We start from the raw sequence: 16187 nt of genomic DNA on the forward strand, positions 1-16187 counted from the left end.
AAAATCGCCTTTGCGTCAGATTGGGGGGTTCCTACTATAAAGCTTTGTTTAACTAAAACCCTCAATAGAAATTCTCTCATTGTTTGAATTTGAAAACTATTTTATAAATAGCCACAAAAGAATCTAGCTAATGGCTATAATTAATTCATTATTCAGTTGAAGGGTGTTTTGAACACTTAAATGAACATGAAATCAGCAATAATGACAATTTCTTATTCCTAAAAACAAAAATAGTCTGCAAATTCTTTGACAATTTAATAATTTAAGCAGATCTTTATTTTGGAATCAACAATTAACTTATTGAAAAATGGACAAAATTTTAGATATTGACAATGTAGACCTCAAAATTATATCTCTGCTCAATAAAGATGCTAAAACCCCATATACTGAAATAGCTAAAAAGGTTTTCGTTTCTTCTGGGACCGTTCATGTCCGAATGAGAAAATTAGAAGACCTTGGAGTTGTGAAGAGTGCTACCTTGAATATTGACTTTTCGAAACTAGGATATGACATCTCTGCATTTCTTGGTATTTATTTAGAAAAAAGCTCCCTTTACGATACTGTAATAGAAAAACTTAAAGACATATCTGAAGTAATAAACGCCTACTATACCACTGGGAACTACAGCATTTTCGCGAAAATTATTTGTAAGGATACCAATCACTTGAGGGAGGTTTTAAATAAAATCCAATTGGTGGAAGGCATTGATAGAACAGAAACGCTTATCGTTTTAGAGGAAAGTATCAACAGACCCATACATCTTGCAACCGATAAAAAGTAGCTGAAATTAATTATTAAGACTAAATCTAAATAAAAAATTTATTTAGATTTTTGTATATTGTATATGGTTTTTTCAATATTTACTATTTTAACTGATAGTAATTTTTTAATATTATTACCCTGAATATCAGTAGATTAAGTAGTGAATTAGGTGTTATTTGATATTATTCCCTTCCTTTTAGAACAATAAAAAATAGATTAATGTTATATATTTGTGGAACAAAATATAATTAGTCTAAATAACTCTTTTTTATGAGCAAGGACAATGAAATCTTAGAAGAATTAACATCCAGAGAGTATGAACACGGATGGTCAGTAGATTACGAAGCTGATGAAGCTCCAATTGGCCTCAACGAAAACATCATTCGATGGATCTCTTCCAAAAAAGAAGAGCCTCAATGGCTTTTGGATTGGCGTCTCAAAGCTTTTGAACAATGGAGAAAAATGGATGAGCCTACTTGGGCCAATGTTCATTACCCGAAAATAGACCTTCAGTCGTTAAGGTATTATTCTGCTCCAAAACAAAAAAGCAAGTCCAAAAAAATTAGCGATATAGACCCTGAGCTTTTAAAAATATATGAAAGACTGGGTATTTCTTTAAATGAGCAAAAAAGACTTCAAGGTGTTGCAGTAGATGTAGTATTGGATTCTGTTTCTGTAGGAACAACATTCAAAGACACACTTTCAAAGCTTGGAGTAATATTCTGTTCCTTTAGTGAGGCAGTTACAGAACATCCGGATTTGGTAAAAAAATACCTCGGATCTGTTGTGCCAGCTACAGACAACTACTATGCAGCACTTAATGCTGCAGTATTTTCAGATGGCTCATTTTGTTATATACCGAAGGGTGTTCGTTGCCCTATGGAGCTTTCGACTTATTTTAGGATCAATGCAGCTAACACAGGGCAATTTGAAAGAACCCTTATTGTAGCAGAAGACCAATCTTATGTATCCTATTTAGAGGGCTGTACTGCGCCTCAAAGGGACGAAAACCAACTCCATGCAGCGGTTGTAGAGATTTATGCAGCAAAGAATGCTGAAGTAAAATATTCTACTGTTCAAAACTGGTACCCTGGAGATAAAAATGGCAAAGGTGGGATCTACAACTTTGTAACTAAAAGAGGTATTTGTGCTGGAGACAATTCCAAAATTTCATGGACACAAGTAGAAACAGGTTCAGCCGTAACCTGGAAATACCCATCCTGTATCCTTAAGGGTGACAATTCAATTGGTGAGTTTTATTCTGTTGCTGTAACAAATAACTACCAACAAGCTGACACGGGTACCAAAATGATTCATATTGGTAAAAATACCCGGTCAAGAATTGTTTCTAAAGGTATATCAGCGGGGAAATCACAGAATTCCTATAGAGGCCAGGTTCAGGTAATGAAAAGGGCTACCAACTCCAGGAATTTCTCACAGTGTGATTCACTCCTTATGGGTGACCAATGTGGTGCACATACATTCCCTTATATAGATATTCAAAACCCTACTGCCAAGGTAGAGCACGAAGCAACAACATCTAAAATTGGTGAAGATCAGATATTCTATTGTAACCAACGAGGAATTAGCTCTGAGGATGCAGTAGCTCTTATTGTAAATGGTTATGCCAAGGAAGTGTTAAATCAGCTCCCAATGGAGTTTGCTGTAGAGGCCCAAAAACTTTTGGCTCTTACTTTAGAAGGAAGCGTAGGTTAAAAAATTAGAAAAATGTTATCAATAAAAAATTTGCATGCTGCAATTGAAGGCAGCCCGATATTGAATGGTATAAACCTTGAGATTAAAGCAGGTGAAGTACATGCCATCATGGGACCAAATGGTTCTGGAAAATCAACTTTGGCTTCAGTCTTGGCTGGACGAGAAGAATATGAAGTAACAGAAGGATCTGTTACTTTCAAAAACAAAAACATTTTGGAGCTTAGTCCAGAGGATAGGGCACGTGAGGGAATCTTTCTTGCCTTTCAATATCCAGTGGAAATCCCTGGCGTAAGTTCTACAAACTTCCTAAGAACGGCCGTTAACCAAGTGAGGGAATACAGAGGTCAAAGCCCACTAGATGCGGTAAAATTCCTTTCCCTTATGAAGGAGAAAATGAAGTTGGTGGAAATAGACCAAAAGCTATTGAGCAGGGCCTTGAATGAAGGCTTTTCTGGCGGGGAGAAAAAGAAAAATGAGATTTTCCAAATGGCCATGTTGGAACCAACACTTTCCATTTTGGATGAAACAGACTCAGGTTTAGATATCGATGCGCTTAAAGTGGTGGCTAACGGAGTAAATCAACTCAAAACGAAAGACAATGCCACAATAGTGGTAACCCATTACCAACGTTTATTGGATTATATTGTCCCTGATTTTGTTCATGTCTTGTACAAAGGTAAAATAGTGAAATCTGGCACAAAAGATTTGGCTCTAGAACTTGAAGCCAAAGGTTACGACTGGATCAAGGATGAATTATCAGGAGCAACGGTTTAATTTTAATCCAAGATTTTAATTTCTTATGACAGTATCAACAAAGAAAGACCATCAACTGGTTGAATTATTTCTTTCAACCCAGGCGAATTTAGATAAATCCGGCCTTCTTATTGAATTGAAGTCTGCTGCGAAATCATCACTGGACGAAACCGGCTTTCCTACTTTAAAGGAGGAGGAATATAAATTCACCAATATTAACAAACGAATTCTTGACAAGATAAAAAAATACGCATCTCCCAATACTGTAAATAATATTGGAGATGTGTTGGAAGCCAACCAATTGTTTAACTCACTTGAAGGGTATAAGCTAATCAGAAACAATGGCGTTTTTGAAGCAGAATTATCGTCTAAAAGTGATGGTTCATTTATAGTTAAACCATTTTCTGACCTTAATTCCGATGAAGTAAAAGAAATTGGATCGATTGAAACTATAAATAAGGATCCTTTCACGGCTTTAAATTCCTATTCTTTTGAATCGGGTATTAGGGTTGAGATTCCAGAGGGAGCGATATTAGAGCAGCCAATATTATTGGTGGATGTAATAAGTGCTGACGCAAATGGTGAGTGTGTCCACCCTAGGGCCTATTTCCATGCAGGAAAAAACAGCCAAGCAACAGTAATAGAAATAACTATATTTCTTGATGAGTCTCCGGTCTTCCTTAATGAAGTCCAGGAATGGAACATCGAGAGCAATGCGCACATTCGTCATTACAAACTTCAGGATGGGCACAAAGCAGAACTAGGAGTAAGCAACACAAGCTCAAATTTAGCTCGGGATGCAACTTTCACCTCAGTCCTTTTGAGTCTTAATGGAGAAATGCTTAGAAACAACCTTAGTATAAATATCAATGACACTAATTGTACAGGGAATATGTATGGGATTTATATGCTCAATGGCAAAACCCATGTAGACAACCATACAAATGTTGATCATAAGATGCCACATTCTGAATCAAATGAACTTTATAAAGGGATTTTGACGGACCAATCCAGAGGTGTTTTTAATGGTAAAATCTTCGTAAGGAAGGATGCACAAAAGACGAATGCTTTTCAACAAAACAATAACATCCTATTGTCAGAAGAGGCCATTTTAAATACAAAACCTCAACTTGAAATTTGGGCGGATGATGTAAAATGTTCTCATGGCTGTACTACGGGTCAGCTTGACGAGGAAGCACTCTTCTATCTCAGAGCAAGAGGAATAGGAAAAGAAAGTGCCAAATCCTTGTTACTTTATGCATTTGCAGGTGAGGTACTTGACAAAATTACCCACGAAACCTTTAAAAAATACTGTGAAGAAATAGTACATGAGCGACTTGGAGCCATTAAATAGTATTAATTCAGGAATAATAGCTGAGGATAAAATCAGAGCGCTTTTCCCTATACTTCATCAGGAAGTAAATGGAAAGCCTTTGGTCTATTTTGACAATGCCGCTACTACTCAAAAGCCGATTCAAGTCATTGATGCCTTGAAGAAGTATTATGAGGTGGACAATTCCAATATTCACAGAGGAGCGCATACCCTGGCTTCAAGAGCTACTGATTATTTTGAGCAGACTAGAAACCTTGTCAAACAATTCATAAATGCTCCTTCCACGGAGCAAGTAATTTTCACCAAAGGAACCACTGATAGTATAAATTTAGTGGCTTCCACCTTTGGTAGAAAGTTCATTGCTGAGGGAGATGAAATAATAATCTCCACATTAGAGCATCATTCTAATATTGTTCCCTGGCAGATGTTGTGTGAAGAGAAGGGAGCAATTTTAAAAATAATCCCTATTCATGACAATGGAGAACTAGATTTAGAAGCCTACAAAAATCTATTGTCCAATAAAACCAAATTGGTGGCGGTAGTTCATGCCTCCAATGCCTTAGGAACAATCAATCCTGTCAAGGAAATGATTGAGCAAGCCCATGAATTTGGGGCAAAGTTCCTTTTAGATGGTGCACAGAGTACAGCTCATTTAGACGTAGATGTTCAGGATTTAGATTGTGACTTTCTCGCATTTTCTGCGCATAAAGTATACGGACCTACCGGAGTTGGCATTCTATATGGAAAGTGGGAACTTCTAGAATCAATGCCTCCTTACCAAGGTGGTGGCGAAATGATAAAAGAGGTCACCTTTGCGAAAACAACTTATAATGACATTCCTTATAAATTTGAAGCTGGAACACCCAATATTGCTGATGTGATAGCTTTTGGTGAAGCCATTAGGTTCGTTAATCAGTTAGGCAAAGCAGCTATAAGGAAGCATGAAAACCAACTCTTAGAACATGCCAGAGAAAGGTGTGCAACGATAAAAGGTTTTATCCCAATCGGTACTGCCAGAGATAAGGTAAGTGTTTTGAGTTTTGGTATAAATAATATTCACCCATTTGACGTAGGGATGATGTTGGATGCCTCTGGTATTGCCGTTAGAACCGGACACCATTGCACCCAACCACTTATGGAGCGGTTTAAGATTGAGGGAACTGTCAGGGCTTCTTTTGCTGTTTACAATACCATAGAAGAAGTTGATAGGCTAGTTGAGAGTTTGACCAAAATCTCAAAAAGGAAAAATTAATGGCAGATATAAACAGTATTCAGGAGGAGATAATTAGCGAATTTGAAATTCTGGGTGATGACAAGGAATCCACTATCTATTATATTATGGAGCTTGGGGATCAACTACAAGAATTTCCTGAAGAAGAAAAAAAAGAAGACAATATCATCAAAGGCTGTCAGTCTAAAGTTTGGTTGACAACAACCCTTGAAGATGGGAAAATCTGTTTTCAAGCAGACTCAAATACAGACATTACAAAAGGGCTTATCAGTTTACTTATTAGAGTGCTGTCAGAAAGAAAAGCCAGTGAAATAATCAATGCAGATCTTTACTTTATTGATAAGATTGGCATGGGAAACATCATAGGTTCACAGCGGTCTAATGGACTTTCAGCTATGATAAAACAAATGAAGCTATATGCAATAGCGTATCAAGCCAAAACAAATGCATAAATCAGCTATGGAAAAAACAGATCAATCAACAGACGATCAGGAAGAGATAAAACGTAAGGTCGTTAATGCGATTAAAGATGTCTATGATCCTGAAATCCCAGTAGATGTTTACGAGCTTGGTCTTATTTATGAAATCACTGTTTACCCTGTAAACAATGTTTATATACTAATGACGCTCACATCACCTAATTGTCCTGCTGCGGAAACAATCCCTTCCGAAGTAAAAACAAGTGTCTCTAGTATAGAAGGCGTTAACAATGTCGAAGTTGAGCTTACCTTTGACCCACCCTATTCTCAAGACATGATGTCAGAAGTAGCAAAGCTAGAATTGGGATTTTTATAATAGTAACTTATAAACAAAAAGAATATGTATCCAGAAGAATTGATAGCACCAATGCGTGCAGAGCTTACAGAAGTTGGTTTCAAGGAATTCAGATCAGCTCAGGATGTAGAAGATCATCTTAAAGAACATAAAGGAACTACTTTTATTGTTGTGAATTCAGTTTGTGGTTGCGCAGCAGGTGCCGCTCGTCCAGGAGTTCGTACAGCAATAGAGAAAGCTGCCAAGAAACCAGATGTTTTAGCAACCGTATTTGCAGGAAACGATGCTGATGCTGTCGCCAAATTTAGAGAACTGACTCTTCCTTATCCTCCATCTTCTCCAGCCATGGCATTGTTCAAAGATGGTGAATTGGTGCACTTTATTGAGAGACATCATATTGAAGGAAGAAATGCGCAAATGATCGGCGATCATTTGGTAGAAGTATTCGAACACTTTTGTTAAGGAATACCCATAAAGGGTATTCTTTACTCTCCCCAAAAGCAATAAAAATAGCATAAGATAAATTTGGTCAATTCAACCAAAAATAAATCTGAAATGGTAGGATAATAGATATATTAATTGCTTTAATTAGGACAAAACTAATTTTTTCCAAATTAAGTTTTAATTTTGATTTATCAATACAACAGCATTCGAAATGCATTTTGGGAAAATATTAACCAAAATTTACTAAATTGTAGTCAAATCTATTTTAACTGAAGAATTTAGTAATTTATAAAATCATTTAATTATAAACACATGTCGGATATTGCTAAACTATCCTTTAAAGGTAAAGAATACGATCTTCCAGTCACTGAAGGTACAGAAAATGAAATTGCAGTTGATATTGCAAAATTACGTGGGCAATCGGGGTTAATTACCATTGATCCTGGTTTTAAAAATACGGGGTCTACAAAAAGTGCCATTACGTTTTTAGATGGGGAGAAAGGTATTTTAAGGTATAGAGGCTACAATATTGAAGACTTGGCCGAAAATTCTAATTTTTTAGAAGTTTCTTATTTGTTGATAAATGGTGAATTACCAACTACCGACCAATACGAGGATTTTTCTGACAGGATCACAAAACACACCCTCGTTCATGAGGACATTAAGAAGATTTTGGACGGCTTCCCTTCAGTAGCTCACCCAATGGGGGTTCTTTCCTCATTGATTTGTTCTCTAACAGCGTTCTATCCAAATTCTTTAGATCCCAACAACACGGATGAAGAAATTCAATTGAGCATGGTAAGGCTTTTGGCCAAAATGCCTACGTTCGCTGCCTGGGCATATAAAAACAAAATGGGACATCCTGTAAATTACCCAGACAATAGTTTAGACTATTGTGGTAATTTCATGAAAATGATGTTCTCATTGCCTTCTGAAAAGTATGAAATAGATCCAGTTATTTCAAAAGCATTGGATAAGTTATTGATCCTTCATGCTGACCATGAACAAAACTGTTCTACATCTACGGTAAGAATGGTAGGTTCATCTCAAGCAAGTATTTATGCTTCTATCTCTGCTGGTATCAATGCCCTTTGGGGTCCATTGCATGGTGGTGCCAACCAGTCTGTTATTGAAATGCTGGAAGCCATTAAGGCTGACGGAGGAGATTCGAAAAAATACCTGGAGAAAGCCAAGGATAAAAACGATCCCTTCAGATTAATGGGCTTTGGACATAGGGTTTATAAAAACTTTGATCCTAGAGCAAAAATAATCAAGAAAGCTGCAGATGAAGTTTTGGAAAAACTTGGAATCAATGATCCTATACTAGACATCGCCAAAGAACTGGAAAGTGCTGCCCTTAACGATCAGTATTTCGTTGACAGGAAACTTTACCCTAACGTTGATTTCTATTCAGGAATCATATACAGAGCCTTAGGTATACCTACAGACATGTTTACAGTAATGTTCGCTTTAGGAAGACTTCCAGGTTGGATCGCTCAATGGAAAGAAATGCGTGAAAACAACGAACCTATCGGTAGACCAAGACAAGTGTATGTTGGTGAGACAGAAAGAGATTTTGTTAGTATTGACAAAAGATAATAAAAAATACCACTTCTATAAAAAAAAGGGTCAATAGACCCTTTTTTTTATTTAATTCAAAATAAAATTTAGAAAAATCTACACTTATTTGTAATTTATTCTATTTAACAATCCATTATAGTTGTAAATCAGGTTAAAATACCATACCTTTGCAACTTATTTAAAATATACATTTTTCTCCTACGCCGTGGGGTTCCTTATTGTTGATCGACACTGGGATATTTTGGAATACCGTGGCTCAGAGAAGTAAGGAACACATTTCATGGAAAAAGAAATAACATTTTCAGACCTTGGGGTTTCGGAAGAAATCTTAAGGGCAGTGGAAGACATGGGCTATACCCAACCCTCCCCTATTCAAGCACAAACAATCCCTTTATTATTACAGGGTGCAGATTTAATTGGTCAAGCACAAACAGGAACTGGTAAAACAGCTGCTTTTGGTATACCTATTATTGATCGCATAGACAGTTCTAATAGCAAGCCACAAGCTTTAATTTTGTGTCCTACTAGAGAACTAGCCGTTCAGGTAGAAGGTGAAATCGTCAAACTAACGAAATACAACAGGAAGATTTCTTCAACTTGTATTTATGGTGGTGAAGCAATTGATAGACAAATCAGAAGTTTAAAAAGAGGCGTTCAAATCGTGGTAGGTACTCCTGGCAGGATTATGGATCACATGGACAGAAGAACCCTTGACCTTAGTCAAGTTAGCATCATCGTGTTGGATGAAGCTGACGAAATGTTGGACATGGGTTTCCGAGAAGACATAGAAAAAATACTGAGCTCTATGCCAAATGAAAGGCAAACAGTATTCTTTTCAGCTACTATGCCTAAGCCAATTCTGGAACTTACTAGAAAATATCAAACAGATCCAGAAATAATCAAGGTTCTTAGAAAAGAACTTACTGTAGAAAACATTAGTCAGCTTTATTATGAAGTTAGATCAGGATTAAAAACTGATTTGATAAGCAGACTTATTAATCTTCATCAGTACAAGCTTAGTGTGATTTTCTGTAACACTAAAAGGGTAACAGATGAAGTAACTGAAGAGTTGACAGCCAAAGGAATACCTGCAGAGGCATTACATGGTGATTTGTCTCAAGCTCAAAGGACAAAAGTGATGAACAAATTCCGTAAAGGACATTGTTCCGTATTGGTTGCAACTGACGTTGCTGCTAGGGGGATTGATGTAGAAAATGTTCAAGCTGTTTTCAATTACGATTTACCACTTGATGAAGAAAATTATGTTCACAGAATAGGACGTACTGGCAGAGCAGGTAAAACAGGAACAGCTATAAGTTTTGTATCTGGAAGAAGAGACTCTGGCAAAATTAAAGACCTTGAAAGGTTTATTAAAACGACTATAGATAGAGCTGCACCACCATCTGTGGATCAACTTATTCAGATGAAAAGAGATCAATTGACTAAGGATATCCATAGACAATTGGCTAAAGAAGAAGACAATACTGTATTTGAGCAGGCAATTGAAAGTCTTCAAGCTGAAGGAGTTACTGTAGAGCAAATTGCACTAAGCTTAGTGAAAATGCAATTAGGTGATGCTATAGACAAGTTCAAAGAGATGAACTTTACTCCAGAAAAAGATCGAGGAGGAAGAGATGACAGAAGAGGCAAGAGAGATCGAAACGATAGAGATAGAGGAGAAAGAGGAGCCAGCAGTAGAGGGCGTTCTGGAGAAAGAGGAGGAGATCGTAGCGGAAGACGAGGCGGTAAAAAAGAAAGAGAGCCAAATATGGCCCGTCTTTTTCTAAACCTTGGTAAAAAAGACAGGATTCGTCCTAATGATATTGTTGGTGCCATAGCTGGAGAAACAGGTGTTTCAGGAGGAAGTATAGGTGAAATTGATATCTTTGATAGCTTTTCATTTGTAGACATTCCAAAGAAAGATGTTAGCCATGTAATCAATGTAATGAACACGAATACAATCAAAGGCAAGGCAGTAAATTTTGAAATTTCAAAACCTTAAACCAGAATATGCAATTGATTTAAGATTGCATAATTCAACTTGATTGTTTACACACAAGTAAATTACGAATAGAAAAGCCATCCATAATTGGATGGCTTTTTTATGCCTTTAAAATAATCATTCTAGCCATTATTTTTTTGATATAACCTGAACAGCCACAAACAAGCTCTTTGACCCTCAAATAGACTTTTGCCATTCCTGATAATTAATTTGCAAAACAAAACGCACACAAGCAGATTCAGCAAGCATGTTGCCGCATAACTTTGTTTTACTACCACTGTTAAATCAGCATTCACTTATCGACAAGCCATCCTCTCCTATTCATCAAAGATTTGGCACTTTCAAATTTTAAATTTACTTTTAATCGCTTAGTAATATTTAAACTAATTTCACAAAAGCATCACTTGCAAGCCAACCAAATTCAAATGAGCGCATTATGAATAGAAAGTTTGAAATAATAGGGTTAATTATTGTCTGGTTTGCTATTATGGCGCAATTGTATCTAATTATTCAGCATCGGCAGGCATCTGTATTTGAAACCCTAATCCGGTTTGTCAGCTTCTTTACGGTATTGACAAATACATTGGTGGCCTTGTATTTCACCACCATAATTTTTAAGCTTAAAGCCTTTCCATTTTCAATTCTTTCAAGCAAGGGGGCATTGACTGCCATCACTACATTCATCCTTATCGTGGGATTAGTGTATCAACTGGTATTAAGAGGTATATGGCAACCTACTGGTTTACAGTATTTTGTAGATGAACTTCTTCACACCATTGTGCCTGTTTATGTATTGATTTACTGGTGTTTTAAGGTAGATAAATTCTCCATACAGTCAAAAAACCTAATTCCCTGGTTACTTTACCCCCTCTTTTATTTAATTTTCATTCTAGTAAGAGGGTATTATTCCGGATTTTATCCTTATCCCTTTTTAAATGTGTCTGAAATTGGATTCTTAAAAGCACTTCTAAATATTGGTTTAATAATAGGCGTGACAATGCTTCTATTTGGGGTATTGATGTTTTTAGGTAAGCTAATCCTTAGAAAAAAGATTAGGACCGATAACAGCAATCACTTGTCTTAAATCTAAAAGTCTTTGTATGAGTAAAACAGAAACTAATAAAAAGGATTAATTGAACTTACTCCCATGCCCCTGCCATATGTTGTAACCTTTTATCAATTTTAAATTCCATCTCTTGATAATAAGGACAGGTTAGACCGTTCTTTAATGAATCACTTATCACCTCGTCCACCAAAGTCTTTTTTTCTCCAGTCCAGCCTTTTTCTATGTCTAATTGAAAGGAAGTTTTAGCATTGGCAGGGAAATTGGATAGCATCTCTAAAGCCGCCATTAGGTCAGAATGATCGATGGGAACATCACGGTTCTGGGCCAGTTGAATTATCTCTTCCATCAAATATTCCCATAGCGTTTTCAATTCAGGATTGTTCCTTATTTCCCCTAAAGTTACATCATACGCCGCAGACAATGCCCCCAAGCTTGAGATGAATAAAAACTTTCTCCAAAGATGGGTAGGAGCATCAGATACCAACGATATAGGGATACCACATTGATTTAGGTACTCAAATGCCCAATCAAACTTGTCAGAAAGGGGTTTACCTACAATCACCTTACCAGGGCCACCCAAGTGCCTTATTTGTCCCGGATTTTGCACATTAGAGATCAAGTATATACAAGCATCTACAACTTCGGGCTTCTTAACCAAAGCACTGGCGAATTGGGCTGCATTTACCATGTTTTGAAGGGGTAAAACCAATGTATTCTCATCAAAAATGGATTGGTTTTCTATAATTGCGCTTTCCATCGATTGTGACTTAGTCGCCAAAATCACAAGATCGTAAGGTTCTTCAACTTTTCCACTGAGCAATAAGTCGTCAGGGTATAAAACCACTTCCTCTTCTGGGGAAGTGAATAGAAATCCTTTTGACTTTATGTTTTCATAAGTAGCCCCACGAGAAATAAAATCAAGTTTTATTGAATCATCAAAACGGTTAGCTAAAATTTTCGCTCCTATAAATCCACCTACACCTCCTATCCCAAGGATGGCTATTGATTTTTTTTTCATTTTATTCTTATTTTATCGTTTTGAAAGGTTCATTGGATTTCCGATTCCAGAACGCCCAATATTAATCTTCAATAACCCGCTATTTATTTAAAAAATCAATAAATTTAAAAGAACTATAGGTGTTATTATAAACTTATCACAACCCAAAATACAATAAGTATGTATCAGGAATGGCGCTACAATGAATTTCAGCAGATTGGTAAAGATTATTCTTCACAAGAGGAGGTAGATGTTTATGATCCTTCTCATGATGATTTTAGGGACCTCAAATCAGAAATCAAGGAGGCCAAAGAATGGCTGGCTCCTACCACAAATTCAAAAATTTTAGACATTGGTTGTGGAACAGGTAACTTCTCTATCCAACTGGCAGCATGTTGTGAAAAAGTATACGCGATCGATGTCTCCGAAACCATGTTGAAATTTGCCCAAGCTAAAGCATTATCAAACAAGGTAAATAATATATCCTTTTCTCACACAGGGTACCTGAATTTTGAACTTCCAGAAAATCATGTCGCCGGAGTGATCAGCTCACTTTCCCTTCACCACTTACCAGACTTTTGGAAGAGCGTTGCACTCAATAGAATATTTAACGTTTTAAAGCCTGGAGGGAGACTTTATTTATACGATGTAGTCATACCTGACCAGCAACCCAATGATATAATCAATGATTTCATTAAACGGCAGGAAAAAAGAGGTGGAGAGTTCATGAAAGAGGACACGATTATCCATTTTAAGGAAGAATATTCAACTTTTGACTGGATCATGAAAAAACTCTTAACAGACACAGGTTTAATAATTAAGGGAGAGCAATTCAGCGATGGCGTATTTAAAAAATATCTATGCGAAAAACCAAATAAAAAGTTGCAGTATTCCGCTACTTTTATTCACTTAATACGTTTACTCCGAAATAGAAAATATAGTATCCATTTCACAATAATTACACTATTCTAAAATCTATAAAGCGCAATGGAAATATTCCTTCAAACTGAAACTTGGATTGCCTTGTTAACCCTTACCTTTTTGGAGATCATATTGGGTGTGGATAACATTATTTTCATTTCTATCGTTTCGAATAAATTACCACATAATCAACAAGATAAAGCAAGAAAGATAGGCTTGGCATTGGCCCTTGTATTTAGGATACTGCTCTTATTAGGTATTTCCTATATCGTCCAATTCACCCAGCCAATTATTAGCATCTTTGGGTTTGACCTAAGTGGCCGAGATTTGATTCTCTTTTTTGGAGGTTTGTTTTTACTGTTTAAATCTACAATGGAAATCCATCATAAAATTGAAGGAACCCCGGAAGAAGTCAAAGCCAACTCTACAAGCAGTTTAAAAGGAGTAATATTACAAATAGTATTTTTAGACATTATATTTTCCTTCGATAGTATACTAACAGCCGTTGGATTGGTTGAGGAGGTCGCTATTATGATCATTGCAGTCGTTATCTCAATTATGATCATGATGTCATTTGCTGGACAAATCAGCAGGTTTATCAATGAACACCCTACCCTTCAAGTGCTAGCACTTTCATTTTTAATGCTAATAGGCTTTATGTTATTGGTGGAAGGATTGCACTTTGAAGTTCCAAAAGGTTACATTTATTTTGCCGTATTTTTCTCCTTACTTGTGGAGATCATTAACATGAGAGTCCGTAAAAAAACCAATGGAAATCCGGTTGAACTCAAGCCTAGAATTAAACAAAAAAATGGATAAATTACTCAATGTATCTCCCTTTTAAACCCACGTTCCAAATTGGTAGCTCTGATCTCCGAGCCGCAAATTATCTCTAAAGCTATTTATACTGTAAGGACCATAGCAGCCTATCTGGATATTTTTAAAAACCTATAAGTAGTTGAAAGCACTTCAAATTAATTGCATTATATTATTATTTTCATTCATTTAATCAATTTTTAACGAGAATGGAGCAATGAACGATTCCTTAAAATTTTGTAATGGCAGTCTTTTTGAACCTATAAGGACTTTTTGATGATCTAAAGATTTACAAAAGAAATTTTTGTGAAGGTTTAAGTGGTAATTAAAAGTGCAAATTCAAAAAGTCACAATACATTCAATTAAAAGGTCATATTATTATAAAAAATCAATTTAAGCCTCATTCTATTTCATTAATAAATTAAAATCAAGTGTTTTCACACTACTTTTAGCATTTCCAAAGCCAACTGCAACTTTTTATTTGCTTCACTAGAGCAAGTACAAGTACTCAAATTACAAGAATTTTGGGTATATTTAAGGCATGCATCTATTCTTCAGAAATGCAGTTTACCTAGCAAGCGTTTTAGCTATTTCTTGCACGAGTTTAAAACCTGTTCAAGACTTGTCTACGGAGGCACTCGATGGAATCGGCCAATTTAGAGAATTGGATTATAGCTTTCATACTAGTTGCATCGAAGACTGTACCTTTAGCAAAATAAGTGAAGTTGAAATTGAAAGAAAATTAAATTGCAGCTGTGAATCTTATCAACTTGCAGATGATCAGGTATACAACATGTACCTGGCATTAATTGATTACTGGGAAGGCCTTTACCAGCTTTCTTCGATGAATATTAATCAATACAATTTGAGTAGACCGACGGTTGCCTTGCGAACTACTAATTTAATCCAATTAAAAGATGAACATTTATTGGCCTTCCAAAAGCTATCAGAAATCAGCTTAAAAGCGGTAACAGGCCAATACCGAAAAAATAAAATAAAAACCTATATGGCGGAGGCCGATACTTATCAACAAATAATCAGTGACAAACTGACTTTTGTTCTTAGGGAAAACCTTTCGGGTTTATTGGCTATCCAGGAGGAAGGCTGGTATGCTTATTATAAAACATTGACCTATGATCCAACACTAAATACTGTCGACAAGGCATTAGCTACAGACAAGTACTACAAGTTGTTAGAGAACAACAAAACCCGAAACAATCAAATCACGGTATTGATTGAAGTAATTGATTTAATTTCTCAAAAACACCATCAATTGGTGGAAGCAGGAACAAAATCAAACAGTGCCGGTTTTAGGGAGGAAGTTGGAAGGATATCTAGAGATTTACACACATTACATTATGCTTTTGAGCAACTGAAAAAATGAAAGAAAGATTGGACAGTGAGTATATAAGCCAATTGGCTGATGAATTTTTAGAGATAGCGAAAAAATTCAATGATTATCGTTTTGAGAAAATCAGTCAACAGAAAATAAGCCATGAAACTTTTCTGGATATGGGCAAAAAATCAACTCAGTTGATGAAAACCGCCAGAGAGATGAAACTTCTATCTACGCTAATAGTCGGTGAAGAAACAGCAACGGCAATACTCAAATTAGAAAATATTAATAAGGAGATAAAAAGCAGTATAACTTCTTTGATCGACATTCAAAAAGCATTTGATTTCATTGGAGCGTTGGGGGATTTAGGGTTATCAATTATCGACAAAAACCCAGCAGCCATCAGTGATAACATAAACTTCCTTTCTGATTTGGTAAAAGAGAAAACAAGCTAA

16 protein-coding genes are annotated in these 16187 nt (G+C 36.1%); 15 read left to right on the forward strand and 1 reads right to left on the reverse strand.

Features of this window, described 5'->3' with window-relative positions:
- Positions 1 to 307: 307 nt before the first annotated feature.
- The 11 genes from ADICYQ_RS17110 to ADICYQ_RS17160 all read left to right on the forward strand — a co-directional run bounded on the left by ADICYQ_RS17110 (position 308) and on the right by ADICYQ_RS17160 (position 11680).
- Complete coding sequence (locus ADICYQ_RS17110; protein WP_020891309.1) at positions 308 to 781, forward strand: Lrp/AsnC ligand binding domain-containing protein; 474 nt, start codon at positions 308 to 310, stop codon at positions 779 to 781.
- A gap of 251 nt (positions 782 to 1032) precedes the next feature.
- Positions 1033 to 2478: a Fe-S cluster assembly protein SufB gene (gene sufB / locus ADICYQ_RS17115; RefSeq protein ID WP_020891310.1), complete on the forward strand. Its 1446-nt coding sequence runs from the start codon at positions 1033 to 1035 to the stop codon at positions 2476 to 2478.
- 12 nt (positions 2479 to 2490) lie between these two features.
- On the forward strand, positions 2491 to 3252 hold the full coding sequence (gene sufC / locus ADICYQ_RS17120; protein ID WP_020891311.1) for a Fe-S cluster assembly ATPase SufC: 762 nt from the start codon (positions 2491 to 2493) through the stop codon (positions 3250 to 3252).
- Positions 3253 to 3277: 25 nt separating this feature from the next.
- Complete coding sequence (sufD, locus tag ADICYQ_RS17125; protein WP_020891312.1) at positions 3278 to 4585, forward strand: Fe-S cluster assembly protein SufD; 1308 nt, start codon at positions 3278 to 3280, stop codon at positions 4583 to 4585.
- Positions 4560 to 5816 (forward strand): cysteine desulfurase, encoded by a 1257-nt coding sequence (locus tag ADICYQ_RS17130; RefSeq protein ID WP_020891313.1) that lies wholly within the window; start codon positions 4560 to 4562, stop codon positions 5814 to 5816. Before sufD ends, ADICYQ_RS17130 begins: the two co-directional genes overlap by 26 nt.
- A complete protein-coding gene (locus ADICYQ_RS17135) occupies positions 5816 to 6247 on the forward strand; it encodes a SufE family protein (RefSeq protein WP_020891314.1) in 432 nt (143 codons plus the stop codon). The genes ADICYQ_RS17130 and ADICYQ_RS17135 overlap by 1 nt, the downstream gene beginning before the upstream one ends.
- The gene (locus ADICYQ_RS17140) at positions 6240 to 6590 is read left to right on the forward strand and encodes a DUF59 domain-containing protein (protein ID WP_235114782.1); all 351 of its coding nucleotides are present in this window, start codon (positions 6240 to 6242) and stop codon (positions 6588 to 6590) included. The genes ADICYQ_RS17135 and ADICYQ_RS17140 overlap by 8 nt, the downstream gene beginning before the upstream one ends.
- Before the next feature lie 24 nt (positions 6591 to 6614).
- Positions 6615 to 7031: a BrxA/BrxB family bacilliredoxin gene (locus ADICYQ_RS17145; RefSeq protein WP_020891316.1), complete on the forward strand. Its 417-nt coding sequence runs from the start codon at positions 6615 to 6617 to the stop codon at positions 7029 to 7031.
- A gap of 294 nt (positions 7032 to 7325) precedes the next feature.
- Entirely contained in the window at positions 7326 to 8612 is a 1287-nt protein-coding gene (locus ADICYQ_RS17150) for a citrate synthase (RefSeq protein ID WP_020891317.1), read from the forward strand.
- Positions 8613 to 8874: 262 nt separating this feature from the next.
- Entirely contained in the window at positions 8875 to 10596 is a 1722-nt protein-coding gene (locus ADICYQ_RS17155; RefSeq protein ID WP_020891318.1) for a DEAD/DEAH box helicase, read from the forward strand.
- Positions 10597 to 11032: 436 nt separating this feature from the next.
- Complete coding sequence (locus tag ADICYQ_RS17160; protein WP_040416869.1) at positions 11033 to 11680, forward strand: Pr6Pr family membrane protein; 648 nt, start codon at positions 11033 to 11035, stop codon at positions 11678 to 11680.
- A gap of 55 nt (positions 11681 to 11735) precedes the next feature.
- Here ADICYQ_RS17160 and ADICYQ_RS17165 read toward each other — a convergent pair whose 3' ends face one another.
- A complete protein-coding gene (locus ADICYQ_RS17165) occupies positions 11736 to 12680 on the reverse strand; it encodes a ketopantoate reductase family protein (protein WP_020891321.1) in 945 nt (314 codons plus the stop codon).
- A 159-nt stretch (positions 12681 to 12839) separates the two neighbouring features.
- Between ADICYQ_RS17165 and ADICYQ_RS17170 the strand changes: the two genes are divergently transcribed.
- The 4 genes from ADICYQ_RS17170 (at position 12840) to ADICYQ_RS17185 (ending at position 16187) form a co-directional block, all read left to right on the forward strand.
- Complete coding sequence (locus ADICYQ_RS17170) at positions 12840 to 13631, forward strand: class I SAM-dependent methyltransferase (RefSeq protein ID WP_020891322.1); 792 nt, start codon at positions 12840 to 12842, stop codon at positions 13629 to 13631.
- A gap of 15 nt (positions 13632 to 13646) precedes the next feature.
- Positions 13647 to 14399, forward strand: a complete 753-nt coding sequence (locus tag ADICYQ_RS17175; RefSeq protein WP_020891323.1) for a TerC family protein — start codon at positions 13647 to 13649, stop codon at positions 14397 to 14399.
- Positions 14400 to 14937: 538 nt separating this feature from the next.
- The gene (locus ADICYQ_RS17180) at positions 14938 to 15780 is read left to right on the forward strand and encodes a hypothetical protein (protein WP_040416871.1); all 843 of its coding nucleotides are present in this window, start codon (positions 14938 to 14940) and stop codon (positions 15778 to 15780) included.
- Positions 15777 to 16187 carry a hypothetical protein gene (locus tag ADICYQ_RS17185; protein ID WP_020891325.1) on the forward strand — a complete coding sequence of 137 codons (411 nt, stop codon included), beginning with the start codon at positions 15777 to 15779 and terminating at the stop codon, positions 16185 to 16187. Before ADICYQ_RS17180 ends, ADICYQ_RS17185 begins: the two co-directional genes overlap by 4 nt.

This window comes from Cyclobacterium qasimii M12-11B, from assembly GCF_000427295.1.
GTDB lineage: Bacteria > Bacteroidota > Bacteroidia > Cytophagales > Cyclobacteriaceae > Cyclobacterium > Cyclobacterium qasimii.